Raw genomic sequence first — 24,844 nt, forward strand, 5'->3', positions numbered from 1 at the left:
TCATGGCATCTTCAAGGGGTTTCAATTCCGGCCTCGATATCGGCCAATCCTATTATGTCGCCACCGCCAATTCGGCGCCGGACCATCCGGCTCTGGTCGGCGATGTCGAAGCCGATCTGGTGGTCGTCGGCGGCGGCTGCACGGGCCTGTCGGCGGCCCTTCACGCCGCCGAGCGCGGCTTGAAGGTGGTGCTGCTCGAAGGCGGCAAGATCGGCTGGGGCGCGTCTGGCCGCAATGGCGGCCAGATGATCCCCGGCCTGCGCAAGGGCGCCAAGGGGCTGGTCAAGCTCTATGGCCCCGAACGGGCGAAAGTACTGTTCGATCTCGCCTTCGAGGCCAGGAGCCTGGTGCTCGACATCATCGAGCGCCATGCCATCGACTGCGATCTCAGGCTGACCGGCCATCTGGTCGGCGCGGTCAACGGTTCCGACCTCAGGGATCTGGAAGAAGAAGCCAAGTGCCTCGACAGTGTGATGAAGTTCCGCGATGTCGAGATCCTGTCGGCTGCGGAGGCCCGGGCCAAGGTCGACACGCCCTATCACGGCGCGATGTACGAGCCGCTCGGCGGCCACATGCATCCGCTGAACTACACGCTCGGCCTTGCCCGCGCAGCCCTGGCCGCCGGCGTCGTCATCCATGAGAATTCGGTGGCCGTGAAGCTGGAGCGCGAACCTTCGATCCGGGTCTCGACATCGAAGGGATCGGTGCGGGCCAAGCATGTCGTGCTGGCGGGCGATGCGCTGCTCAACGGGCTGGAGCCGCGCGTCAACAGCCGCATCATGCCTGTCGGAAACTACATCGTCGCCACCGAGCCGCTGGAAGGCGCGCGCAACGTCATTCCGGCTAATGTCGCGGTGTCCGACACACGCTTCGTCGTCAACTATTACCGCATGTCGGCGGATGGCCGGCTGCTGTTCGGCGGCGGCGAGCGCTATACGCCATCGCCGCCGGCCGATATTGCCGGCTTCGTGCGGCTGCACATGGAATCCACCTTCCCGCAGCTCAAGGGCTGCCGCATTGACCATGCCTGGGGCGGGCTGGTGTCGGTGACCACATCGCGACTGCCGCATGTCGGGCACTATGGCGAGGTTTATTTCGCGCACGGCTATTCCGGCAAGGGCGTCATCCTGTCGACGCTGTCGGGCAAGTTGCTCGCCGAAGCGATCACAGGTGATGCCTCTCGGCTCGATTTGTTCTCGACGCTGACGCCGATGCCGTTCCCCGGCGGCACGGCGCTGCGCGGGCCGCTCTATGTGCTGGGCATGCTGTGGTACGCGATGCGGGACCGGATCAAGCATTGAGGGTTGTGAGATGGCCGGCAGGCCAGAGGGGGGTGCTGTCCCGTCGACGTTGAATGTTGGCAAGTCCTCTTAAACGACGAAAAAATCCTCGATGCGCTGCCTGGCCTCAAGCAGCGCCGGCAGGATTTCCCGTTCCATCTCGGCGACAGAAAACCGCGCCGATTGCGTCGAGACGTTGATCGCCGCGACCGTGCTCCCTGAGCGGTCGCGGATGGGCACGGCGATGGAGCGCAGGCCGAGTTCCAGTTCCTCGTCGACGATGGCAAAGCCCTCGGCCTTCGCCTTGCCGATGGCCTCGGCCAGCAATTTCTTGTCGGTGATCGTCTTCGGCGTGCGTCTCTCGACGGTCGCCTGGCGGAGGAACGCGTCCAATTCCCCCGATGGCAGGCCGGCAAGCAGGATGCGTCCCATCGAGGTGCAATAGGCCGGCAGCCTGGTGCCGACATCGAGCGACACGCTGAGGATGCGGCGGCCGGGAATGCGAGCGACATAGACGACATCCGGGCCCGACAGGATCGCCGCCGAGCAGGCCTCGTTCAGCTGCGCCGCCACCGCCCGCATGATCGGCGCGGCAAAGCTCCACAGCGAGCCACCGCCGAGCCAGGTGCGGGCGACGGTCAGCAGGCGCGGCGACAGCGAGAACACGCGGCCGTCCTGGGTGGCGTAGCCGGTCGCAACCAGCGTCAGCAGGAAGCGGCGTGCGCCGGCACGGGTCAGGCCGGCCTCCTCCGCCATTTCGGTCAGCGTCATGCCCTGGGGATGACGCGCCAGGATTTCCACGACGGCAAGGCCGCGCTCGAGCGAGCCGACATGGTCACGGGAAACGGTCTCTTCGTCCATCAGGCCTCCATGGAAGGGTCCCGCTGCCGGGATTGACTCCGCGTCTTCGACCAGCTTAAAAAGTATCACATATTAAACATATGTTCGCAATACGAACTTTTTGTACGCGGAGCCGATGCGATGGTCAAGTTCCTGCCGCTCAAACAGGCCGTTGCTGAGAACCTCAACAATGGCGATTCCGTCGCCTTCGAGGGTTTCACCCATCTGATCCCGACGGCGGCGGCGCACGAGGCGATCCGCCAGGGATTTCGCGACCTGACCCTGATCCGCATGACGCCGGACCTGATCTACGACCAGATGATCGGCATGGGCATGGCGAAGAAGATCATCTTCTCCTATGTCGGCAATCCCGGCGTCGGTCTGCTCCGGCGCGCCCGTGACGCCATCGAGAACGGCTTCCCCCGGCCGATCGAGGTCGAGGAGCACAGCCATGCCGGCATGGCCAATGCCTATGAGGCGGGTGCTGCCGGTCTGCCCTGCGCGGTGTTCCGCGGCTATCGCGGCGCGGGCCTTGCGGCGGTCAACCCGAACATCAAATCGGTCACGTGCCCGTTCACAGGCGAGGTGCTGGCCGCCGTTCCCTCGATCCGGCCCGACGTCACCTTCATCCATGCGCAGAAGGCCGACAGGAAAGGCAATGTGCTGGTCGAGGGCATTATCGGCATCCAGAAGGAAGCCGTGCTGGCGGCCAGACGCGCCGTGGTGACGGTCGAGGAGGTGGTGGACAATTTCGACGACCTGCACCCCAATCTGACCGTGCTGCCGCGCTGGACCATCGCGGCGATTTCCGTCGTGCCCGGCGGCTCGCATCCGTCCTACGCGCATGGCTATTATGGGCGCGACAATGCCGCCTATCTCGAATGGGACGAGATCGCCGCCGATCGGGAAAAGTTCCAGGCCTGGATGCAGGCGAACGTCATCGAAAAGAGCGCGGACGATTTTGCTGGTCGTGTCGAGCATCTGAGGAAAGCGGCATGAGCGACGCTCCATTGGGCTTGGGCTTCACCCCCAACGAGATGATGACCATTGCCGCCAGCCGTGCGCTCACAAATGACGATGTCTGCTTCGTCGGCATCGGTGCGCCGTCCGCCGCCTGCAATGTGGCGCGGCTGACGCATGCGCCCGACATCACGCTGATCTACGAAAGCGGCACGATCGGCACCGCGCCCGATTTGCTGCCGCTGTCGATCGGCGATGGCGAGTTGTGCGAGACCGCGGTCACCACGGTCGCGGTGCCGGAGATGTTCCGCTACTGGCTGCAGGGCGGCCGCATCTCGATCGGCTTCCTCGGTGCGGCGCAGCTCGACAAGTTCGGCAACATCAACACCACCGTCATCGGCGATTATTTCCACCCGAAGACCCGGCTGCCCGGCGGCGGCGGCGCACCGGAGATCGCGACCTCGTCGAAGGAGATCTACATCACCATGGCGCAGAGCAAGCGCGGCATGGTCGAGAAGATCGACTTCTTCACTTCCTTCGGCCATGGCGAGGGCGGCGATCATCGCAAGCGTCTCGGCATCGACACGGCTGGGCCAACCTTGCTGATCACCGATCTCGCGATCTGGAAGCCGGATCCGCTGACCAAGGAATTCACGGTCGTGTCGCTGCATCCGGGTGTCTCGCGCCAGCAGGTGCAGGAGAGCTGTGGCTGGGTGGTTAAGTTCGCCGAGGCGCTTGACGAAACCCCGCCGCCAAGTGAACTCGAACTCAAGACATTGCGCGACCTGCAGGCCCGCACCAAGGCGGCGCATGAAGGAACCGGAAAAACAAAGGCTGCATGACATGGCCGAGGCCTATATCTGCGATTACATCCGCACGCCGATCGGCCGCTTCGGCGGTTCGCTGTCCTCGGTGCGATCAGACGATCTCGGCGCCATTCCGCTGAAGGCGTTGGTCGAGCGCAACACCGGCATCGACTGGCAGGCTGTCGACGATGTCGTCTATGGCTGTGCCAACCAGGCCGGCGAGGACAACCGCAACGTGGCGCGCATGGCGCTGCTCTTGGCCGGCCTGCCGAAGGAAATCCCGGGCTCGACCGTCAACCGGCTGTGCGGCTCCGGCATGGATGCGCTGACCATCGCCGCACGCGCGATCAAGGCCGGCGAGGCGGAGCTGATGATCGCCGGCGGTGTCGAATCGATGAGCCGCGCACCCTTCGTCATGCCGAAGGCCGACACGGCGTTTTCGCGCAACGCGGAGATCTACGACACCACCATCGGCTGGCGCTTCGTCAACCCGGTGATGAAGAAGCAGTATGGCGTCGATTCCATGCCGGAGACCGGCGAGAACGTGGCGGAAGACTTCGCCGTCTCCCGCGCCGACCAGGATGCCTTTGCCGTGCGCAGCCAGGACAAGGCGGTCGCCGCACAGGCCAATGGCCGGTTGGCGAAGGAGATCACGGAGGTGACGATCCCGCAGCGCAAGGGCGATGCGATCGTGGTTTCGAAGGACGAGCATCCCCGCGCCGGCACTACGGTGGAGACGCTGGCCAAATTGCCGACGCCGTTTCGCCAAGGCGGCACGGTGACGGCCGGCAATGCGTCCGGCGTCAATGACGGGGCGGCAGCGCTGATCGTCGCCTCCGAGGCCGCTGCAAAAAAATACGGCCTGACGCCGATCGCCCGCATCCTTGGAGGGGCCGCCGCTGGTGTGGCACCACGCATCATGGGCATCGGTCCGGCGCCGGCGACGCAAAAGCTTTGCGCGCGGCTCGGCCTGACGCCGCAACAGTTCGATGTCATCGAGCTCAACGAAGCCTTCGCGTCCCAAGGCATCGCCGTGTTGCGCCAGCTCGGCATCGCCGAGGATGCCTCGCACGTCAACCCGAATGGCGGCGCCATCGCGCTCGGCCATCCCCTGGGCATGTCCGGCGCCCGCATCTCCGGTACCGCTGCGCTGGAGCTGCGCGAACGCGGCGGCCGCTACGGCCTAGCCACCATGTGCATCGGCGTCGGCCAGGGCATCGCCATCGCGCTCGAACGGGCTTGACCGCAGGTTTCTCGGCTGGCCAGGATCAAGACCGGATTGGGCACGCCATCAAATTTGACCATGTGGACAAAAGTCCGGACCCGTTCCATAGTTCCCCGTCTGATTTTTAGAACAGCCGGCTCGACACGGCTGTCGAACAGAGGGGACTGCAATGGATAACCGGAAGAACAAATCTCATTCCGCCCGCGAAGGTCTGTCGCGACGCAATGTGCTTGAGCTCGGCGCGCTTGGCCTGGCCGCGGCCATGCTGCCGGGTGCCGCCTTCGCCAAGGACAAAAAACTGAAGGTGGCGGCGATCTTCGCCACGCCGATCGAGGAGCCGTGGGACAACCAGATCCACGTCGCCCTGCAGAAGGCCGAGAAGGAACTCGGCATCGAATACAAATGGTCCGAGAAAGTGCAGACCGCCGATTTCAGCCGCGTCATGCGCGAATATGCGCAAGGCGGCTATCAGCTGGTGCTGGGCGATGCCTTCGCCGCCGAGCGTGAATCGCGGCGCACCGCCAAGCAATTCCCGAAGACCGCCTGGCTGTTCGGCTCGGGCGCCGGCCCCGCCGATCCCAATTTCGGCGTCTTCGACAACTGGATCCACGAGCCGGCCTATCTGTCAGGCATGATCGCCGGCAAGATGTCGAAGTCGGGTACCATCGGCGCCGTCGCGGCGATGGGCATCCCGGAGGTGAACCGGCTGGTCAACGCCTTCTTCGCCGGCGCCAAGGAGGTCAATCCGAACATCAAGAAGAAGGTCGCCTTCATCGGTTCCTTCTTCGATCCACCCAAGGCCAAGGAAGCCGCTGTCGCGCAGATCGATGCCGGCGCCGACGTCATCTACGCCGAGCGCTTCGGTGTCATCGAAGCGGCGGTGGAGAAGAAGGTGTTCGCCATCTCCAACATGTCCGACCAGTCGAGCCTCGGCCCAGACACGGTCATCACCGGCCCGGTCTGGGACATGTATCCGACGGTCGAACAGGCGATCAAGCTGGTCAAGGCCGGCGTCTTCACCGCGCAGGACTATGGCGACTTCTCGCGGATGGCCAAGGGTGGATCGTTCCTGGCGCCGTATCACAAGTTCGACAAGACGCTGCCGGCCGACGTGAAGGATCTGGTCGAGAAGAAGAAGGCCGAGATCCTCGAAGGCAATTTCCGGGTGGATGTCGACGAGAACACACCGGTTTCGGATTGAGTTCTGGTCTTTAGGGGTTGGTGCTAGGCGCCCCCCTCTGTCCTGCCGGACATCTCCCCCTCAAGGGGGGAGATTGGCAGCTTTGTCGGCGGCACCCTTATTCGGCGTGGAAAATTGGCGAAGCCGAAAGTGACATCCGATCTCCCCCCTTGAGGGGGAGATGGCCGGCAGGCCAGAGGGGGGCGCCTCGCGCATCCCCATCAATCAAAGCTGGATCACAAAGCCAAGTCTGATCAGGAGTATCCTTGTCCTTGCCCGCCCCACTCATCGAAATGCGCGGCATCACCAAGCGCTTCGGCGCCGTCAAGGCGAACGAGGCTGTCGACCTGAGCGTCGCGCCCGGTGAAATCCTCGGGCTGCTGGGCGAGAACGGCGCCGGCAAGACGACGCTGATGAATGTGCTGTTCGGCGCCTATGCGCCGGATGCCGGCGAGATCCTGATCCAGGGCCGGCCGGTGCGGATCACCAGTTCGGCCGATGCGCTGGCTTCAGGCATCGGCATGGTGCATCAGCATTTTCATCTCGCGCCACGGCTGACGGTGCTGGAAAACCTGCTGATCGGCATTCCCGGCAAGGCGGGGCGGATCGACCGCGCCGGCGGGCTGGCGCGGCTCGCCGAAATCGGTCGCCAGCACGGCTTGACGCTCAATCCCGACCTGCCGGTCTCGGCGCTGTCGGTCGGCGAGCAGCAGCGGCTCGAAATCGTCAAGGCGCTGTTTCGCGGCGCCAAGCTTTTGATCCTCGACGAACCGACGGCGGTGCTGGCGCCGAGCGAGGTCGACGGGCTGTTTTCGGCGCTGCGCTCGATGGCGGCGCAAGGGCTCGGCATCATCTTCATCTCGCACAAGCTCAACGAGGTGCGCGCTCTGACGCATCGCTGCACGGTGCTGCGGCATGGCCGTGTCGCCGGGCGCGTCGACGACCCCGCCAACACGACGTCGGCCGCCATGGCGCAACTGATGTGCGGCCATGAGATCGTGCCGCCGGCGCGGGGGCCATCGACGCCCGGTGCGGCGGTGCTGACGCTCGACGGCATTTCCACCGCGCGGCATTCGGGCACGGCGCTGCGCGGCGTATCGCTTGCCGTGCGCGGCGGCGAGATCCTCGGCATCGCCGGCGTGTCGGGCAATGGCCAACGAGCGCTGGCCGAGGTGATTTCCGGCACACGGGCGCCCGAGACCGGGCGGATGACGATAGCCGGCAAACCAGTAACACGGTTCTCCCCGCGCGAGGTGCAGTCGCTTGGCCTCGGCCGCATCCCGGAAGACCGCATGACCACCGGGCTGGTCACCAATTTGCCGCTTGCCGATTCCATGGTGCTGCCGCGCATCGGCACGGCGGCGTTCAGCAGCAAGGGCCTGCTCAAACCGGATGCGATCCGCGCCTTTGCGGAGGCGCAGATCAAGGCCTATGATATCAGGTGCCCCGGGCCGATGACGCGCGCCGGCGCGCTGTCCGGTGGCAATCTGCAGAAGGCGCTGCTGGCACGCGAACTCGCCTTCGATCCGAAGGTGCTGATCGTGTCGCAACCGACGCGCGGCCTCGACATCGGTGCGGCTCGTTTCATCCACGAAAAGTTCCTCGACATGCGGGCCAAGGGCTGCGGCATCATCGTTGTCGGCGAGGACCTCGAGGAACTGCTGGTGCTCTGCGACCGCATCGCGGTGATGTATGAGGGCCGCATCGCCGGCACGCTCGACAGCGCCGATGCGACGATCGCGCGGCTCGGGCTGATGATGACCGGGGCGGAGGGACACGCCTGATGTTTCGCCTGGAAGTCCGCACCTCGACGCCCGCATGGTTCAACCTCGCTTTGCCGCTGCTGGCGATCGGCGCGACGCTCGTCCTGTGCAGCGGCCTGATCGCGCTGGCCGGCGCCGGCGTGATCGAGGCCTATGGCGTGATGTTCACCGCCTCGCTTGGCGACAGCTATGCGATCACCGAAACCATGGTGCGCGCGGCGCCGATGATCTTCACCGGGCTGGCGGTGGCCGTCGCCTTCCGGGCCAAATTCTGGAACATCGGCGCCGAAGGGCAATTGCTCGCCGGCGCGGTCGCCAGTTGCTTCGTCGGCGCGATCCCGATGCCGGGGCCACTCGCCATGGTCTTGATGGCGGTGGCGGGCGCTGCGGCAGGTGCTGCGGTCGCGCTGGTGCCGGCGACGCTGAGGGTCAAATTCAAGGTCGATGATGTCGTTTCCTCGCTGCTGCTCAATTCGGTTATCTACTACGCGCTGATGGCGCTGATCGAAGGGCCGTGGAAGGATAGTTTCAGCGGCTATCCGATCTCGCCGCCGATCGAGGATTCGGCGAATTTTCCGGTGCTGATCGAGGGCACGCGGCTGCATCTCGGCGTCATCGTGGCGCTGATCGCCGCGCCGTTGATCTGGTTCCTGATCGTGCGCACGACGCTCGGCTTCCGCATCAGGGTCACCGGCGAAAACCCGGAAGCGGCCCGCTATGGCGGCATCCATGTCGAGCGGGTGCTGATCTCGACAGCGCTGCTGTCCGGCGCACTGGCGGGGCTCGCCGGCGTCGGCGAGGTTGGTGGCGTGCATTTCCAGGTGATGAGCGACATCTCGCCGGGCTACGGCTATTCCGGCATCGTCGTTGCCATGCTGGCGCGGCTCAACCCGCTCGGTGTCGTGCCGGCCGCGATCTTCCTGGCGGCCGTGATGACCGGGGCCGAGGCGATGTCGCGCGCGACCGGCGTGCCGGCCTTCCTCAGCGACGTCATCCAGGGCACCGCGCTGCTGGCCATGCTGGTGGCGCTGCTGTTCACCGCCTACCGCATCCGCCGCGTCGGAGCTGTCCGATGAGCGCGGTGTTCGAACAGATTTTTCAGGTCGGCTTCCTGGCCGCGATCATCCGCATTGCCACGCCTCTGGCCTTTGCCACGCTCGGCGAAATGTTCTCCGAGCGGGCCGGCGTGCTCAATCTCGGTATCGAGGGCATCATGTTGCTTTGCGCGATGACCGGCTTCACCGCCACCAGTCTCACCGGCAGCCTGTGGCTCGGCGTGCTGGTGGCGGTGCTGACCGGCATGCTGATAGGCGCGCTGCACGCGCTGTTCACCGTGGCGCTGGGCTTGAGCCAGCATGTCTGCGGCATCGGCGTCACGCTGTTCTCGTCCGGCCTTGCCTATTTCCTCTACCGGCTGATCTTCGGCCAGCAATCGGTACCGCCCAGCATCAAGGGTTTCCAGACGCTGCCGATCCCGCTGCTGTCTGATATTCCGGTGATCGGGACGGCGGTGTTCAACCAGTTCGCTCTGGTCTACATGGCGATCCTTGCCATCCCGCTCGCCGCCTTCGTGCTCTACCGTACGCCATGGGGCCTGTCGGTGCGCATGGTCGGCGAGAACCCGCGTGCCGCCGATTCGGCCGGCGTCAGCGTCATCGCCACCCGCTTCCAGGCGGTCATCCTCGGCGGGGCGCTGATGGGACTGGCCGGCGCCTTCCTGTCGATGGCGCAGTTCAACGCCTTCACCTTCGGCGTGGTGTCAGGACGGGGCTGGGTTGCGATCGCACTGGTCGTCTTCGGCCGCTGGGATCCGTGGCGCTCGGCGGGCGCGGCGCTGCTGTTCGCCTTCGTCGATGCCTTGCAACTGCGCATGCAGGCGAGCGGCCTCGGGCACATCCCCTACGAGGCGTTCCTGATGCTGCCCTTCATCTTCACCATCGTTGCCATGGCCGTGATGTCGCGCAACGCGGTGGCGCCGTCGGCGCTGTTGAAGCCGTTTCGGCGGGAAGAGCGGTAGACGAGTAGGGCGTCCTTTCCTCTCCCTCCGGAGGGGGGAGAGGTGGCTCGGCGAAGCCGAGACGGAGTGGGGGAACCACCTGGCAACCGTCGCTAACGGGCATAGTAAGCGCATTCGGGCGCAAGAACTTCCTGTACCGCGCCGAGGGTCGACCCCCACTCCGTCGAGCTGCGCTCGACACCTCTCCCCCGATCGACGGGGGAGAGGAAGGCGCCAGGCTGTCGCCTCACATCGCCGTAAAACCATTGTCGACGAACAGATGCGTGCCGTTGACGAAGCTCGATTCGTCGCTGGCGAGGTACAGCGCTGCCTTGGCCACCTCTTCCGGCTCGCCGATCCGGCCCTGCTGTGCGGCAAGCGCCGCGTCGGAGACATCGATGCCGAGCCTGCCGAGATCGGCGACCTCGCGCAGGCCGTGCGGCGTGCGGATGAAGCCGGGGCAGACGGCGTTGCAGCGGATGTTGCGGTCGCGGAATTCGACGGCGATGGCGCGGGCGAACATGTGGCAGGCGCCCTTGGTGGTGTCGTAGAGCACCTCCATCGGCGTCGCCGCCACCGCCGAGATCGACGAGGTGCAGACGATCGAGCCGCCGCCGGCCGCGATCATGCCGGGCAGCACGGCGCGCGTCATCAGGAACATCGAGCGGACATTGACGGCGTGCAACCAATCCCATTCCTGAACCGTCGTCTCCAGGAAGGGTTTGATGACGATGGTGCCGGCGTGGTTGAACAGCACGGTGACCGGGCCGAGCTTTTCGGTCGCCCCTTTCACCGCGGCCTCGACCTGCGCTTCGTCGGACACGTCGGCGACGAAATGCTCGGCTATGTGTCCCCGCGCACGTATCGCCGCCGCCGTGGCGGCTGCCGCCTCGCGATTGCGGTCGATGATCGCGACCTTGGCGCCTTCGGCGGCAAACAGTTCCGAGGCCGCTCCGCCCATTCCCGTGGCGCCGCCCGAAATGATGGCGACCTTGCCGGCCAGTCTCGTGCCCATTTTCAGTTCCCCATGGTTGATGGTCTTCGTGTGCTCGGGCGATGCTACCGCGCGCGCAGCGGGCGGCCAATGGACGAATTGGGTGCAGCGGGAACAAAGACATAGGTCCGTTCGGTCGCTTCGCGGCAATGCGAACGCCCCGCTGATCCATCGCGCTGACAAGCGCTCTCAGCAATTCGCAACCAATTTGTCGCCCGAATCGGGAAAATAATTCTGCTTTTGGCCAAAAAATAGCAATCGACAAAGTCTACAAGTTTTATAGATTAACCAGCGAGACGGAGGTCGATATGTCCTATATCCAGAACGCTCAGACTGACAGCGGCGGCCAGAGAGTGGCCAATGCCCAGACATTTCGCCCGGCCTATGCCGGCGCTTTCGCCTATCTCGTCTTTGCCCTTGCGTTCATGTTCACCGGGGCGGTCGTTCTCGGCCTTATTCCCTGAGCTTCAGGCTGGCCCCGAGACATTAGACTGACGGGGCTAGTTGCCCCATATTTTCAGGCAATCGGAGTTGAATGAACCGGATTCCCGGCGCGTTTGCGCGCGGCTGGGATTCGAACTTCACCGCATCCATGATTCCAGAGATGGAGGAGATGAAATGCCGATCGAATTCACGCATGTACCCGGCAAGACCGCCGATGCCACGGCGCCCTTCTTCTATGATTTCGCCGAGACGGCGACCAAGCTCGGGCTGATCGAGGATAGCGGCTTCCGCAAGATCGTCGTCGACGATTCGGCAGGGCTGCTGACCAATATGGATCTCGCTTCCCAAGTGCTTAACCGCACCGCTTCGCTGGAAGTGGTGCTCACCCACTGGGCCGGCGTGATCGAACCGACGGTGGCGGCCCGTCAACTGGCATCGATCGACAGGGAAAGCGGCGGACGGCTGGCGCTCAGGATGATCAGCGAGCCGTTGAACGATGACGATGCCGAGGCACGTCCGGTCGGACATGGCGTCGTCTGGCAGCGCATCGACGAATATTTGGTGCTCTTGAAGCGGCTGTGGTCGAACGACCGGCCCTTCGACCACGAAGGCGCCTTCTACAGCATCAAGGGCGGCTATGTGCCGCGCAAGGGTCCTCACGGCGCCGACCTCGTTATCCGCATGGGCGGACAATCCGGAACGGCGCTCAAGGTGGCCGGCCGGCATGCCGATGTCTTCGAACTGGCGCCGGGCTCGATCGATGAAATCAGACAATTGATGGAGCGGGCGCGCGGTGCCGCCGCCGAGCATGGCCGCGCCGGCAAACTGCGCTTCGCGCTTCCGGTCCGGATTCACCGGGGTGCGTCCGCCACGTGGCACAAGGCGGTCGACCTGTCCGGGCCGCCGGCTCAGGTCGCGCTGTCGCTGCTTGCCTATGCGGCTCTCGGGATCGATGAGTTCATGATCGTGGGCGTGGACACGCCGCGCGAAATCGCGACGGTCGGCCGGGAAACGCTCGCCTTGCTGCGCAATTCGTTGGCGCGTCGCGAAGATGACGCCTTCCAGCCCGGGGCGTATGCGTCTCGCACAGGGCCGGAGACTCGCGCCGCAGGTTGAGGTTCATCAGCCCTTTGTTGTTGCAGGCCTGTCGCCAAGCCGCGACAGGCCGTCGATGACAGCGGCTGAATCCGCCAGTGCACCGAAGACGCCGTCCTCGACCGTCACCATGTGAAGCGCCGCCTCGTGCGCGCCCTGGTCGCCGCTGGCGCAGGCGTCCGAGATCGTCAGGCACTGAAAATTGCGGTCGCAGGCCTCGCGCAACGTGGTGTGGACGCAGACATCGGTCGTGCATCCGGAAAACATCAGATGCGTGATGCCTTGCGCGCGCAGCACGAGCTCGAAATCCGTGTAGGTGAAGGCGCTGTTGCAGGTCTTGTCGACGATGATGTCATCAGGCGCGACATCGATCTCCGGAACGATCTGAAATCCCGGACCCGAACGCAGCAGGATCTCGGTGCCGTCGAGGCCGGAGCGCTTGCGGCGCCATTTCTCGTAGGGCGTCATGTCGGCCATGTCGGCGCGGTATCCTTGCCTGGTGTGGATGATGGTGATGCCGGCTCTGCGCGCGGCTGATATCAGCCGGTTCACGGTCGGCAGGATCGCCCGCAGCGGTGAAGGGTCATATCCCTGCCTGGCGAAATAGCCCGTCGTCGACAGGAAATCCTGCTGCAGGTCGATGACGACGAGCGCGGTGTTTTCGGCGACCAGCCTGCCGTCATAGGGGTAGTCGAAGGGCGTTGCCTTGATCATCGGTGGCTCCCTGTTTTCGACCAACCATAGTGGTTCAATGCGCCGACACCAGATGCTGGGCATCATTGCGTGTGTTTGCGCCTCTCCGCCTTGATCCGCGTCCACTGATCATCCGGTGCAACCCCTGTCTCTCAGAATCTCGTCGCGATATCTGCGGTCACGACGAATTGTTGATCGTTGCAGTCATCTTCAATCTTGACTAGTAAGGTCATGTTTCATAGTCAACCGGGCACCTGCCTGCCGCCGCCAGAAATTGGACGTCCGGCGGCCGCACTGGAGAAGAGCCATGACGGTGGCTGGAGCCGAGACTGCCTTTCAAATCGACGCGGTGCGCTTTGCCGTCGGCGAGCGGACGTTGCTCGGCCCGGTTTCGCTCGAATTGCAGCGCTCGCGCGTCTATGGGCTGATCGGCCACAATGGCTCTGGCAAATCGACGCTGGTCAAGCTTCTGGCACGCCAGCAGCCGGCAAGTTCCGGCGCCATCACCTTCGCCAAACGGCCGCTGCCGCAATGGGGCGCGCGTGAGTTCGCCCGTGCGCTTGCCTACCTGCCGCAGACGACGCCGGCGGCGACCGGCCTCACCGTGCGCGAACTGGCGACGCTGGGGCGCTATCCCTGGCATGGCGCGCTCGGCCGCTTCGGTTCCGAGGACAGGCGGCATGTCGAGGAAGCGCTCGGCCTGACCGACATGGACGGTTTCGCCGACCGGCTGGTGGATGAATTGTCGGGCGGCGAGCGCCAGCGCGCCTGGCTTGCCATGTTGGTGGCGCAGAACGCAGGCGTCATGCTGCTCGACGAGCCGATCTCGGCGCTCGACATCGCCCATCAAGTCGAGGTGCTGGGGCTGGTCCGGGAGCTCAGCCGCAAGCGCGACCTCTGCGTCGTCGTGGTGCTGCACGATCCCAATATGGCGGCGCGCTATTGCGACGAACTGATCGCCTTGAAGGACGGCAAGCTGCTGACGCGCGGCACCCCCGGCGAAATCATGCGGGGCGACGTGCTGAAAGGCATTTTTGGCGTGGAGATGGGCGTGTTCGCGCACCCGGTCACCGGCCAACCCGTCGGCTACGTGCAGTAGGCCGGGGCGGCGGCAAACAGGAAGCGGCTCGCCGCTGTGAAAACAAGGAAGAGGCTCTTGTCGAGAAATGGTTTGTTGGCAGCGTTGGTCGCATCAGTGATCTTGTCGGCTGCCAGTGCAACGGCCCAGGAGCAACCGGCCGGCACCGCCCCCACTGTCGAGGCACCTGCTGCCGCGGCACCCGTTGCACCGGCCGCCCCTACCTCACCGGCGGCTGCCACACCGGCAACAATGGCACCCGCGCAACAGCAGCCAGCTGGCGCGCCGAATGCGACAGCCGGATCTTCGGCGGCAATGGAGTTGACCTTGCCGCACGACCTGTCGCCATGGGGCATGTTCATGGCCGCCGATATCATCGTGAAAGGGGTGATGATTGGACTGGCCTTCGCGTCCCTCGTCACCTGGACGATATGGCTGGCGAAATCGCTGGAAATTCTTGGCGGCAAGCTGCGCATCAGCCGCGCCGTCCGCGCGATCGGCGATGCCGCCACGTTGAAGCAGGCGAGCCGCGCGCTCGATCGCAGCGGCGGTCCCGGCGCGCTCCTGGTGCGGGCGGCGGAGGAAGAGACCACGCTCTCCGCCGGCGCGCTCGACCATGTCTCCGGCGACGGGCTGAAGGAGCGGGTCGCCTCGCGCCTGTCGCGCATCGAGGCGGCGGCGTCGCGGCGCATGTCGCGCGGTACCGGCGTGCTGGCGACGATCGGCTCGACCGCGCCTTTCGTCGGTCTGTTCGGCACCGTCTGGGGCATCATGAATGCCTTCATCGGCATATCGCAGGCGCAGACCACCAATCTCGCCGTGGTCGCACCCGGTATCGCCGAAGCGCTGCTGGCCACCGCGATGGGGCTCGTCGCGGCGATACCGGCGGTCGTCATCTACAACGTCTTCGCGCGCTCGATAGCCGGCTACAGGCAGATCCTGGCCGATGCGTCGGCGGGCATCGAACGGCTGGTCAGCCGTGACCTGGATTTCCGCACGGTCGCGCCCGCGCCGGCGATGGCGGCGGAGTAGCGGGAGCATAGGATGGGAAGCAGGATCCGCCAGGCCATGGATGACGATATCGAGGAAAGCCACGAGATCAACGTCACGCCGTTCATCGATGTCATCCTGGTGCTCCTGATCATCTTCATGGTCGCCGCACCGCTGGCGACGGTGGATGTCAATGTCGACCTGCCGGGATCGACCGCAACGCCCGCGCCGCGGCCGGAAACGCCGCTGTTCCTGACGTTGAAGGATGACCTGACGCTGGCGATCGGCAACGACACCGTGCCGCGCCCGGTCTTCGCCGCAACGCTGGACGGCAAGACCAAGGGCGACAAGCAGACGCGCATCTTCCTGCGCGCCGACAAGGCGGTCGCCTATGGCGACCTGATGGAAGCGATGAACCTGTTGCGCGGCGCCGGCTACCTGAAGATCGCGCTGGTCGGCCTGGAGACGGTGCCCGCGGCTGACGCCCCCGCACCCGCCGCCACCGGAGCGGCAGCGCCATGACACAAGCGGCCGCCATGCCCACGGCTGAGCTGTCGCGCCTTCGTTGGCGCGATCTTGGCTTGTGGGCAGGCGCGGCCGCGCTGGTGCTCGGCGCTCATGTCGCAGTCGCCTATGCGGTGCAGAGCTTCAGTCCGATCGAGACGGATGGCGGACCGCCGCCGGCGCTGGTGATCGAGATGTCGCCGATGGTGATCACGCCGGCGGAACAGGCCGCGATGCTGGATGCGGCGGTACCCGACCGGACCGAGCCGGTCGAGGAGACCGAAAAGGCCGTCGAAGCCGAACCCGAGAAGGTGGTCGAGCAGGCGCAGCCGGCCGAGCAGCCTGAAACGGTGCCGCCCGACGAAACCAAGCCGACCCAGGCAGAACCAGTCGACCAGCCGCCGCTGGAAGAGGTCGTTCCCGATGTCGTCGAGACGGTCGCGCCGGAGGTCGTCGTTCCGCTGCCGCAGCCAAAGCCGCTCGAGCAGCCCGAGGAAAAGAAGCCGGTCCAGGCCAAGGCGAAAAAGCCGGTCGAAAAGCCCAAGCCACGGCCAAGGAAGGAAAAGGCGGAGCCGGCAAGGACAGTGGCCGCCGCAAGCGCGAACAGCAGGCCGGCGGCCAAGGCGGCAGCGCCGAAGTCGTCGGCAGGGTTTTCAGGTATCAGCCCGGCCAAGTGGGAGTCGCGGCTGACGGCATGGATCAATCGGCACAAGCGTTATCCGAGCGCCGCGAAATCCAGGGGCGCGCAAGGCAATACCAACGTAACCTTCACGGTGGACGGATCCGGGCGGGTGATATCGGCACGTGTCGTGCGCTCGTCCGGCGACGCCGAACTCGATCGGGCCGCGCTTGCCGTACTGCAGGGGGCCACCGTTCCGGCACCCCCACCGGAACTCGGCGAGCACGTCAGCCGCACTGCGCCCTTCGTGTTCAGCCTTCGGAACTGATGTAATCCGGAAACTGAAGCCATCCGGGAAACTGAAGCAATTCCGGGAAAAACCGAAACCAGCTCTCTACCGAAGGCTCATCGACTGGCACAGCGCTTCGACCTGCTCCAGGTAGAAGCGGCATTTCGTGCGCAGGGTCGCGAGGTTCGGATCGCCGGGACCATTGATCTCGACGGTCTGCATCATGAAGTCGAAATGGGCATGGAAAGCGTCCGCCGCGCCCCAGAGGCTGTCGGCTTGCCAGGTGTCGGCCACTGCCGTGGAAATCAATTGACGGGCTTCGCCGCGCGCGGCATCCGGTGATGCCGGCCGGCTGGAAATCAGGGCATGGAGCCGGCCGAAGACGCTTTCGCTGGCGTCGGCGGCCCTGATGGCGGCGATCATGTTCATCTGCGGGTCCCCTCAATTCTCTGCGTATGTTGGCAATCTCGGCTTTGGCCTGCTCGAATCAGTAGACCATTCCGGCATGGTCGAGGTCTGCGGCTGCCTTTCTCAGGAGCGGCAGCAGGCGTTGCAGCGCACAAAGTGTCTCCTACCGGTTCGGCGACGAGCCCGCCGGCGCGCACAAGGCTGGCGACTGCATCCGACTACGCGCTCCTCGGCTGAGCGTGGTTTTCCTTTGCGCGCGGCGGAGGATGCATCGGATTGCCGCTGAGTTGCGCATGCCTTGCCGGCCGCGCGCCGCGCAAGACATCGAAGGCCTCGGCATAGGCCATGCCCAGCAGATAAGAGATCATGGGAAAACGGCTTGCTTCGGCCATCTGCACCAGCTCATTGGTCATCGACGCGATATATTGAAGGCTATCGATCTCCGACTGACGTAGGGACTGATTTGCCACTTGGTGCTCCTGTCATATTGAGGCGGCTAATTAATTGACCGACCCGTCGGATGCGGGCCTGGTTCCGGGGTCGAGAGGGTCAAGGCATAGATCGGTGCGTCGGTGAGGCGGTCGAGGCCGAGAAGACGCTTGATCGCCGTATGGCTGAGCGCGGCCGTGGGGCAGGCCGACAAACCGTGCCTGGTTGCCGCCAACATCATGTTCTGGCCGATATGGCCGGCTTCGATCAGCACGACGCGATAGGCGTTGGCATCCTCATATTTCCACATGGTGCGGTCGAGGCTGGCGCAAAGCAGAATGAGGCAAGGCATGGCATCCGCCCATTCCTGCCCGCCGACCAGTTCGGAGATCTTCGGCAGATGGTTGGCCGAGATCCTGCCGAGATCGTGGTCGGCGGCGGAATAGTGATAGATGCCAGGCTCCAGGCCCTCGACGCCCAGTGCGACCACGTAGGCTTCATAGGGGTTTCGCGCGCCGCCAGAAGGGGTCATGCCCAGTGGCAGGGCGCCAACGCAATTGCTGGTTTCGCCGGTGATGCCCATGCCCGCGAACAGGCAGTCGGAAAGCTGTTTTGCAGTGATGGTAGGCGCGGCCGCCGTGCGATTGGTGCGGCGCTGCGCCATCAAGGCGAGGAGTTCATTGTCATCCAGTGCGCTTGGCAGCGCAATGGCGCCCGCGGCGTTCTTGAGCAGGAGGTCGGGCTGCGCGACGTGATCGGCGCGTTCGATTTGCCGAGCCTCGGCCTGTTCGATGGTCATGAACTCCGAGTCCTGGACGCAGAAATGCATCAGCGCGGTCGGGAGCCCCCAGTTCCATTGCCCGGAGAACTGTGTCTCCTGCTCGGCCAGCGGCGAACCGGCGGTGATCAGAGCGGAAAAATCAAGCAGTTGCGGGACGACGGCATTCAGCTCGGCCTTCGACCATCCGTGGGCCCGCGCGATCTCCGCCGTGGAGGCCCATTCGTCCCAGGACGCGAGAAGGCCGATCACCTCGGGGCTGCATTCGAAGACACTTCTGGTCAGGAAATTGCAGGCCGTGACCTTGTTGGTCCCGGGGTAGAAGACAAGCGTTTTCGAAGAGCGCATTTTCATGATGCTGAATGCCGTTTGTGGAAGCGAGGCACCTTGTGGAAGCAAGGCACCGACAGGCCGACGGCCTGTCGGGCACCGGGCGACTTCAGCGCTTGTTGTAGTGCATGCCCTGCGAGAAGAAGACCGTCTGCGTGCCCGCGGCGACCGTCAGCTTCGAGGCATTGTTCACTTTCTTGGCCATTTTCGTCCCTTTCCCGACCCCCAATGGGATCTGTTGAGAGATCCCCACAGCGGGATCCGCGAGAAGAAAGGTAAGGTCGAAAGAGTTAACAGTTTGTTAAAATTATAGTAAAGCCAATGTTGTCTAAAATATCTTTCTTGTCCATAAAGTCTAAAAAATCGATTTTGCTCAGATATGGAGTAGCCTGTCGGGAACATACGCTTTTTCGGGGTATCCTTATTCTTATTTAGCGTAACCGGGAGACTGGTCTTGCCAATCGCGGGCAAGGCTGACGACCAGCTGATCGATGGCCGGATCGTCAAACCCGACGACATGCGCCATGCGGATCGCATGCCGTGCCGGGATGCCGGACAGATCCTGCCGCATGATGACCGATACGAATGCCGGCCCGGCTTCGGTCAGAAGCATGGCCTTGCCGATCAGCACCGGTTCGGAGATGGGAGCCCATTGAACGGAGATCAGGGACGGTTCGCCGGTCTGGCGGCGGTTTACGCCGCTGAAATAGATCCAGTTCAGGCGCGAGATGGCCACGCCATAGTGGTTGCCGCGCGCCCGCGCCCAAGTCGAGCCACGGCGCTCCGACCATCCGGTGACCCTGCGGAACGTGACCAGTTCGGCCTCGCGGCGCACGAAGGTCACCGACCGCATCAACAGATCAGGACGGGCCGGAATCGAAAAATAGGTGAAATAGGTGCCTCCCGCGATCGATGGGGCGGGCGGGCGGATCATCTGTTTGAACAGGGTTTCGGAAATCGGCGGCAGGCCGGCTACCGTGGGCTCGGGCGTACCCGGATCCCGGTACAGTTCGGGTTCGCTGATGTGGAAGTAGTCGCAAATCAGCTTGGCAGTGGCCTTGTTCGGAACGGTCTGCCCCTGCAGGTAACGTTCGAACTGTGTGCGGTTGATACCCAACTCACGGCATACCGCGCTAACGGAGGCATGATCCTTGCAGAGCCGTCTGAGATTTGCAGCGAGATTCTCGCGAATGGACACGTCTTTGCTTTCGCAGGCGAATTCTTCATTTCGATTCGGATTCCATATAGCGTCTTCGGGTCGCCCCCACCGAAACGCCTTGTCACAACACACAGAAAAAACTGATTTGAAAACGCCAGTCTAATGGGGCGGCTTGCAAAAAAAATAGCGCCGATCCCGCAGTGGCCATCGCCATAAGTCCAATTGACAATCGTCTTGCCTTGGAAACCGCGTGAAATGGCCCGTGGCCTTTTTTGGGGGTATCGGCGCCGAGGCGCCGCATCGCGATGCATGAGCGATCCATGGGACGCTGCTTGCGTCTTGGCGGCGCAGCAAAAGGGGAAAATCGATTATTCCGCTGGTGGAGCTGAGGAGGATCGAACTCCTGACCTCGTCATTGCGAACGACGCGCTCTCCCAGCTGAGCTACAGCCCCGTCCAACGGATGGCGCATTTATCGGGCGTGGCGGTTTTCTGTCAAGGCGGCGTTTTGCCGAATTTATCGACCGCTCGACGTCAGGTCACCGCCGGTGGAACGCGGCCTTGCCGGTTTCGCGTATTCGCCCATTCGTCGGCACGATCGGCAACAAGCGGCCATCCGCCGCTTCCTGCCTCACCTCGGCGCCGGTGATGACGGATTGCACCGTTCAACGACGGTTGTGAAGGAGACACCAATTGGCGCCGCCGGTCACTTCACGGAAAAATCGACCGTTTCCTTCACAGTGCCGTCGACAGCGATCTGCACCTGATAGGTACCGACCGGCCAGCCGGCATCCGGCTTGGTCATCGAGGAGTCGACGTGGTTGTCGATCGCGCCGATTTCGAAGTTGACTTCGTCGATCTTGTAGTTCGCCGGCGCAACACCGCCGGAATCGACCGAAATCCAGCTCACGGTGAGCTTCGATCCCGAAGCCACCTCGTCCGTCAGGTCGGCGGAGAGGAAAATCTTCGCCGTGTCCGGTGAAAATGTCGCCTGCGTCTGCTCCGCATGCTCGGTGGCCGAAAGCACGATGTTTTGGAATCCTTCGGCCTGGGCCGGCAAGGCGAATGCCCCAACCGCCACCAAGGCGACTGTTCCCAACCGTACAACCACCGACCGAATGTGCATGCATTTTCCTTTGAAACAAATCGGGGTCTACGCCGACTCACGTCGCGCGTGCCCGCGGCCGGTTTGTAGAGCTTGGGGATTGGCTTTGTCCATGAAGCCTCGGTGCCGTGACCGGACCATTTTTGACACACCGGCATCGAGCCGAGCGAAAAACGGTCATGGTTCGGCATTGGCGCCCATGCAAAGCCAGCCCTTGCCCGTATCGCATGCAATGGCTACATGTCGGCAACAATTGGAGACCGGCATGCTCGCCCTCATTCAAACAATCGTCATGGCGCTCGACCTCTACTGGTGGGTCATCATCGCCTCGGCGATCTTTTCCTGGCTCTACGCCTTCAACGTCGTCAACTCGCGCAACCAGTTCGTCGGTAGCATCGGCAACATGCTCTACCGGCTGACCGAGCCGGCGCTGCGGCCGATCCGCCGCTTCATGCCGGACCTTGGCGGCATCGACATCTCGCCGATCATCCTGCTTTTGATCCTGTTCTTCCTCAGGCAGTTCATCCTCACCACGGTGGCGCCGCTGCTGCTGGGCGCCTGACGACCGCATGAGCGCGCCGTTCCGCATCCGCGACAACGGCATCGATCTGTTCGTGCGGCTGACGCCGAAATCTTCCGTGGACAGGCTCGAAGGCGTCGAAACGGCGGCGGACGGGCGAAGCCACCTGAAGGTGCGGGTCCGCGCCGTGCCGGAAAACGGCGCCGCCAATCAAGCACTGGAAAGACTGGCCGCCAAGACGCTGGGAGTGCCTGTTTCGGCCGTTTCGGTTGTCGCTGGCGGTACGGCCAGGCTGAAGACGCTGCGTGTCGCGGGTGATCCGGAGGCGCTGTCACGGAGCATTGAAGCGCTCGGCGGCTGATCCCACCGCTTGTGCGGCATGGAGACCCTTGATCTGTCTGCGGGACAGCGCCCCCCTCTGTCCTGCCGGACATCTCCCCCACGAGGGGGGAGATCGCCAGGCTCGTCGCTGGCTCTCAATCCCCCAGCGGCAGCCTTGGGTCGTCGACCTTCAGCGTGTTCACGCTCTGCTTGATGCGGCGCAAATTCTCCAGCACCTTCGGGCCGCGCGTCTCGGCTACCGACGTCACGAGCATGTCGACGATCGCCAGCAGCGCATAGCGCGACGATGTCGGCTTGTAGATGTTGCCGTCCTCGAGCGGCTGCAGATGGATGACCGTGTCGGCGACCTTGGCCAGGGCAGAGTCCGGCGCGGTGATGGCGATGGTGGTGGCGCCATATTGCTGGGCGACCTGTACCGCTTCGATGACCGAACGCGCATAGCCTGAGACGGAAAAGGCGACCAGTGTGGTTTCGGGCGTGGCAACGGCGGCGTACATGCGCTGCAGCTGGCCGTCGATCTGCGCCAGCACCGGCAGGCCGAGCCGGAACAGCCGGTTCTGCATCTCCGTCGCCATCATCGAGGAGATGCCGCCGGAGCCGATGCACAGAACGTTGCCCGACGTCGCGAGCCGCTCGGCGACGGCGACCAGCGTCGTCATGTCGAGGTTCTCGCTGGCGCGCTGGATGGCTGAGATCGCCGCTTCGGTGATGGCGGAAGCGATGCGCTGCTCGCGCGCGTCGCGGCTCAGCGGCTCGGGCGAAAGATACTGGCCGCCGATGGCGATCGCCTGCGCCAGGTAGAACTTGAAATCGCGCAGGCCCTCGCAGCCGAGATTGCGGCAGAAGCGGGTCACCGTCGGTTCGCTGACGCCGACGCGCCCGGCGATCTCCGAAATCGCCGCCTTGGAGGCGAAGTCGAGATCGGACAGTACCAGGCCCGCCAGCCGGCGGTCCGACTTGGTGCCGTCCTGCGATATCAGCTGCAGCCGCGTGATGATGTCGGCCGGCGTCTTCATGCGCGTGTATTCGTCATTGGCGCTTCCGTCGTCATCTCAGCGGCAGGCCCGTCGCGGTGTCGAACAGATGGATTTTGGCGGGATCGACCGAGACCGGCAGCAGATCGCCAGGCCTGACCGGCACCCTGTCGCGGAACACGGCACGCACCGCGTCGACACCAATGGAACCATAGACATGGGTCTCGGAGCCGGTCGGCTCGACCACATCCACCTTCAGCGCCATGGCGTCGGTCGTTTCACCGATGATGAAGTGCTCGGGCCGGATGCCGGCTTCGACCGCGCTGCCCGCCGGCAGCGGGTTGCCGGCAAGCGCAAGCCGGCCGCCGCCGATCGACTCGAACCAGGTCCTCTCGGGCGTCGTCTTGAGAGCCCCGGAGACAAAGCTCATCGACGGGGAGCCAAGGAAGCCGGCGACGAACTTGTTGGCCGGCCTGTCGTAGAGTTCGAGCGGCGCCCCGACCTGCTGGATCCGGCCGCGGTCCATCACGACGATGCGGTCGGCCATGGTCATGGCCTCGATCTGGTCGTGGGTGACGTAGACGATGGTCGATTTCAGCCGCTGGTGCAGCGCCTTGATCTCGACGCGCATCTGCACGCGCAACTGCGCATCGAGATTGGACAGCGGTTCGTCGAACAGAAACACCGACGGCTCGCGCACGATGGCGCGGCCCATGGCGACGCGCTGGCGCTGGCCGCCCGACAATTGCCGGGGGTAGCGGTCGAGATAGGAGAACAGGTTGAGGACGCCGGAGGCCTTCTTGACCTTGTCGTCGATGGCCGTGCGCGTCTCGCCGCGGATCTTCGGGCCAAAGCCGATGTTGTCGGAGGCCTTGAGATGCGGGAACAGCGCATAGGATTGGAAGACCATGGCGATGTTGCGCTGCTGCGGCGGCAAGTCGTTGGCACGCACCCCGCCGATCAAAAGGTCACCAGAGGTGATCGTCTCCAGGCCAGCCAGCATGCGCAGCAAGGTCGACTTGCCGCAGCCGGATGGGCCGACCAGCACCACGAACTCGCCGCTCTTGATATCGAGGCTTATGTTCTCGAGGATCTTGTGCTGGCCGAAGGATTTCGACAGGTCGCGAAACTCGACGTCGGTCATGGTCACGCTCCCAATATGTCGTCGATGAAGGGCAGGCAGCCGGCGGTCAGCCCGGCATCCACGGGCATCACCACGCCTGTTATGCCCGATGCGCGGTCCGAGGCAAGGAAGGCCACCGCCTCGGCTACTTCCGAAGCGTTGACGATGCGGCCGAGCGGGTAGAGCCGCTGCAATTTGCCGAGGATCTCCGGATCCTTGGCAAGGCGATGGTCCCAGGCGGCGGTACGGATCGATCCCGGGCAGACGACATTGGCGCGCACGCCGCTGCGGCCAAGCTCGACCGCGATCGATTTGGCATAGGCGTTGATGCCGGCCTTGGCGGCGGCGTAGGCGGGATTGCCGAAATGCGCGATGGCGTTGACGGAGGAGATGAAGACGACATTGCCCGAACCGCGCGCGGCCATTGCCTTGGCAATGGGGTCGGCGAACATCATCACCCCGGTCAGGTTGAGGTCGAGTTCGTGCTCGATCTTGTCCGCCGTCAGCGCTTTCAGCGTTTCGGCACGTGTCCAGCCGGCATTGTTGATCAGGATGTCGGGCACGCCATCCTTGTCGAGCACGGCAGCAATGGCCTTCTCCACCGATGCCCGGTCGAGAAGGTTGAAAACATGGCGCGAGGCAAGGTGTGGGCTGGCCAGCGCCTCGTCGGACTGGTCGCAGCCGACCACCCGCGCGCCCCTGTCGGCCAGCAGTGCGACGATCGCCGAGCCAAGGCCACCGCCGGCGCCCGTGACAACGACAGTGCGGCCTTCGAATTCGGCTTTCGAAACCACGGCGCTTGCTCCTCCCGCAGGTCAGGCAGATGCCGGCAGGCTAATGAAGGGAATGTAATTAAGCAACATATTAATCCGCTTGCATGCGGCTGATTCATCGATAATGTAGGAAAGTCACATAAATCTT

At 64.2% G+C, this 24,844-nt stretch carries 27 protein-coding genes and 1 tRNA gene; 16 read left to right on the top strand and 12 right to left on the bottom strand.

The window, feature by feature from the left end:
• The first annotated feature begins 2 nt into the window (after positions 1-2).
• Entirely contained in the window at positions 3-1,301 is a 1,299-nt protein-coding gene (locus tag MESOP_RS05545; RefSeq protein WP_013892344.1) for an NAD(P)/FAD-dependent oxidoreductase, read from the top strand.
• A gap of 69 nt (positions 1,302-1,370) precedes the next feature.
• On the opposite strand, the gene MESOP_RS05550 is transcribed toward MESOP_RS05545, so the two are convergent.
• Positions 1,371-2,141 (bottom strand): IclR family transcriptional regulator, encoded by a 771-nt coding sequence (locus MESOP_RS05550; RefSeq protein ID WP_013892345.1) that lies wholly within the window; start codon positions 2,139-2,141, stop codon positions 1,371-1,373.
• Positions 2,142-2,261: 120 nt separating this feature from the next.
• Here MESOP_RS05550 and MESOP_RS05555 point away from each other — a divergent pair, with 120 nt between their 5' ends.
• From MESOP_RS05555 to MESOP_RS05585, 7 genes are all read left to right on the top strand, one after another.
• Positions 2,262-3,119, top strand: coding sequence for a CoA transferase subunit A (locus MESOP_RS05555; RefSeq protein ID WP_013892346.1), 858 nt, complete (start codon positions 2,262-2,264; stop codon positions 3,117-3,119).
• Positions 3,116-3,922, top strand: coding sequence for a CoA-transferase subunit beta (locus MESOP_RS05560; protein WP_013892347.1), 807 nt, complete (start codon positions 3,116-3,118; stop codon positions 3,920-3,922). Before MESOP_RS05555 ends, MESOP_RS05560 begins: the two co-directional genes overlap by 4 nt.
• A 1-nt stretch (position 3,923) precedes the next feature.
• Positions 3,924-5,129: a 3-oxoadipyl-CoA thiolase gene (gene pcaF, locus MESOP_RS05565; protein WP_041164534.1), complete on the top strand. Its 1,206-nt coding sequence runs from the start codon at positions 3,924-3,926 to the stop codon at positions 5,127-5,129.
• Between the two features lie 151 nt (positions 5,130-5,280).
• Positions 5,281-6,312 carry a BMP family protein gene (locus tag MESOP_RS05570; protein WP_013892349.1) on the top strand — a complete coding sequence of 344 codons (1,032 nt, stop codon included), beginning with the start codon at positions 5,281-5,283 and terminating at the stop codon, positions 6,310-6,312.
• A gap of 251 nt (positions 6,313-6,563) precedes the next feature.
• Positions 6,564-8,075, top strand: coding sequence for an ABC transporter ATP-binding protein (locus MESOP_RS05575; protein WP_049802440.1), 1,512 nt, complete (start codon positions 6,564-6,566; stop codon positions 8,073-8,075).
• On the top strand, positions 8,075-9,130 hold the full coding sequence (locus MESOP_RS05580; protein ID WP_013892351.1) for an ABC transporter permease: 1,056 nt from the start codon (positions 8,075-8,077) through the stop codon (positions 9,128-9,130). The genes MESOP_RS05575 and MESOP_RS05580 overlap by 1 nt, the downstream gene beginning before the upstream one ends.
• Positions 9,127-10,071 carry an ABC transporter permease gene (locus MESOP_RS05585; protein ID WP_013892352.1) on the top strand — a complete coding sequence of 315 codons (945 nt, stop codon included), beginning with the start codon at positions 9,127-9,129 and terminating at the stop codon, positions 10,069-10,071. Before MESOP_RS05580 ends, MESOP_RS05585 begins: the two co-directional genes overlap by 4 nt.
• Positions 10,072-10,297: 226 nt before the next feature.
• On the opposite strand, the gene MESOP_RS05590 is transcribed toward MESOP_RS05585, so the two are convergent.
• The gene (locus tag MESOP_RS05590; RefSeq protein WP_013892353.1) at positions 10,298-11,065 is read right to left on the bottom strand and encodes an SDR family NAD(P)-dependent oxidoreductase; all 768 of its coding nucleotides are present in this window, start codon (positions 11,063-11,065) and stop codon (positions 10,298-10,300) included.
• Between the two features lie 287 nt (positions 11,066-11,352).
• Between MESOP_RS05590 and MESOP_RS33350 the strand changes: the two genes are divergently transcribed.
• Positions 11,353-11,508, top strand: coding sequence for a hypothetical protein (locus MESOP_RS33350; protein WP_013892354.1), 156 nt, complete (start codon positions 11,353-11,355; stop codon positions 11,506-11,508).
• A gap of 154 nt (positions 11,509-11,662) precedes the next feature.
• Positions 11,663-12,604 carry an LLM class flavin-dependent oxidoreductase gene (locus MESOP_RS05595; protein ID WP_013892355.1) on the top strand — a complete coding sequence of 314 codons (942 nt, stop codon included), beginning with the start codon at positions 11,663-11,665 and terminating at the stop codon, positions 12,602-12,604.
• 6 nt (positions 12,605-12,610) lie between these two features.
• Here the strand turns inward: MESOP_RS05595 and MESOP_RS05600 are convergent, their stop codons facing one another.
• A complete protein-coding gene (locus MESOP_RS05600; RefSeq protein ID WP_013892356.1) occupies positions 12,611-13,297 on the bottom strand; it encodes a cysteine hydrolase family protein in 687 nt (228 codons plus the stop codon).
• 286 nt (positions 13,298-13,583) lie between these two features.
• On the opposite strand from MESOP_RS05600, the gene MESOP_RS05605 reads away from it, so the two are divergent.
• The 4 genes from MESOP_RS05605 to MESOP_RS05620 are packed head-to-tail and all read left to right on the top strand — an operon-like array spanning position 13,584 to position 16,795.
• Positions 13,584-14,375 carry an ATP-binding cassette domain-containing protein gene (locus MESOP_RS05605; protein WP_013892357.1) on the top strand — a complete coding sequence of 264 codons (792 nt, stop codon included), beginning with the start codon at positions 13,584-13,586 and terminating at the stop codon, positions 14,373-14,375.
• Between the two features lie 57 nt (positions 14,376-14,432).
• On the top strand, positions 14,433-15,386 hold the full coding sequence (exbB, locus tag MESOP_RS05610) for a tonB-system energizer ExbB (RefSeq protein ID WP_041164010.1): 954 nt from the start codon (positions 14,433-14,435) through the stop codon (positions 15,384-15,386).
• A 12-nt stretch (positions 15,387-15,398) separates the two neighbouring features.
• Entirely contained in the window at positions 15,399-15,866 is a 468-nt protein-coding gene (exbD, locus tag MESOP_RS05615; protein WP_013892359.1) for a TonB system transport protein ExbD, read from the top strand.
• Positions 15,863-16,795 carry a TonB family protein gene (locus MESOP_RS05620; protein WP_013892360.1) on the top strand — a complete coding sequence of 311 codons (933 nt, stop codon included), beginning with the start codon at positions 15,863-15,865 and terminating at the stop codon, positions 16,793-16,795. The genes exbD and MESOP_RS05620 overlap by 4 nt, the downstream gene beginning before the upstream one ends.
• A 66-nt stretch (positions 16,796-16,861) precedes the next feature.
• Here the strand turns inward: MESOP_RS05620 and MESOP_RS05625 are convergent, their stop codons facing one another.
• From MESOP_RS05625 to MESOP_RS05650, 6 genes are all read right to left on the bottom strand, one after another.
• Positions 16,862-17,185 carry a hypothetical protein gene (locus tag MESOP_RS05625; protein ID WP_013892361.1) on the bottom strand — a complete coding sequence of 108 codons (324 nt, stop codon included), beginning with the start codon at positions 17,183-17,185 and terminating at the stop codon, positions 16,862-16,864.
• A 197-nt stretch (positions 17,186-17,382) separates the two neighbouring features.
• Entirely contained in the window at positions 17,383-17,634 is a 252-nt protein-coding gene (locus MESOP_RS05630) for a hypothetical protein (protein ID WP_013892362.1), read from the bottom strand.
• A gap of 26 nt (positions 17,635-17,660) precedes the next feature.
• A complete protein-coding gene (locus MESOP_RS05635) occupies positions 17,661-18,719 on the bottom strand; it encodes a SagB/ThcOx family dehydrogenase (protein ID WP_245265055.1) in 1,059 nt (352 codons plus the stop codon).
• A gap of 409 nt (positions 18,720-19,128) precedes the next feature.
• Entirely contained in the window at positions 19,129-19,899 is a 771-nt protein-coding gene (locus tag MESOP_RS05640) for a helix-turn-helix domain-containing protein (RefSeq protein ID WP_013892365.1), read from the bottom strand.
• A gap of 338 nt (positions 19,900-20,237) precedes the next feature.
• Positions 20,238-20,313: transfer RNA gene (locus tag MESOP_RS05645), tRNA-Ala, on the bottom strand.
• 252 nt (positions 20,314-20,565) lie between these two features.
• The gene (locus MESOP_RS05650; protein WP_013892366.1) at positions 20,566-20,985 is read right to left on the bottom strand and encodes a hypothetical protein; all 420 of its coding nucleotides are present in this window, start codon (positions 20,983-20,985) and stop codon (positions 20,566-20,568) included.
• A 244-nt stretch (positions 20,986-21,229) separates the two neighbouring features.
• On the opposite strand from MESOP_RS05650, the gene MESOP_RS05655 reads away from it, so the two are divergent.
• Positions 21,230-21,526, top strand: coding sequence for a YggT family protein (locus tag MESOP_RS05655; RefSeq protein WP_013892367.1), 297 nt, complete (start codon positions 21,230-21,232; stop codon positions 21,524-21,526).
• A 7-nt stretch (positions 21,527-21,533) separates the two neighbouring features.
• On the top strand, positions 21,534-21,845 hold the full coding sequence (locus tag MESOP_RS05660; RefSeq protein ID WP_013892368.1) for a DUF167 family protein: 312 nt from the start codon (positions 21,534-21,536) through the stop codon (positions 21,843-21,845).
• A 115-nt stretch (positions 21,846-21,960) separates the two neighbouring features.
• Here the strand turns inward: MESOP_RS05660 and MESOP_RS05665 are convergent, their stop codons facing one another.
• From MESOP_RS05665 to MESOP_RS05675, 3 genes are read right to left on the bottom strand one after another with little or no spacing between them, the layout of a single operon-like run.
• A complete protein-coding gene (locus tag MESOP_RS05665; protein ID WP_013892369.1) occupies positions 21,961-22,842 on the bottom strand; it encodes a MurR/RpiR family transcriptional regulator in 882 nt (293 codons plus the stop codon).
• A gap of 31 nt (positions 22,843-22,873) precedes the next feature.
• Entirely contained in the window at positions 22,874-23,944 is a 1,071-nt protein-coding gene (locus MESOP_RS05670) for an ABC transporter ATP-binding protein (protein WP_013892370.1), read from the bottom strand.
• A 2-nt stretch (positions 23,945-23,946) separates the two neighbouring features.
• On the bottom strand, positions 23,947-24,717 hold the full coding sequence (locus tag MESOP_RS05675; RefSeq protein WP_013892371.1) for an SDR family NAD(P)-dependent oxidoreductase: 771 nt from the start codon (positions 24,715-24,717) through the stop codon (positions 23,947-23,949).
• Positions 24,718-24,844 lie beyond the last annotated feature (127 nt).

The organism is Mesorhizobium opportunistum WSM2075, from assembly GCF_000176035.2.
Classification (GTDB): Bacteria; Pseudomonadota; Alphaproteobacteria; order Rhizobiales; family Rhizobiaceae; genus Mesorhizobium; species Mesorhizobium opportunistum.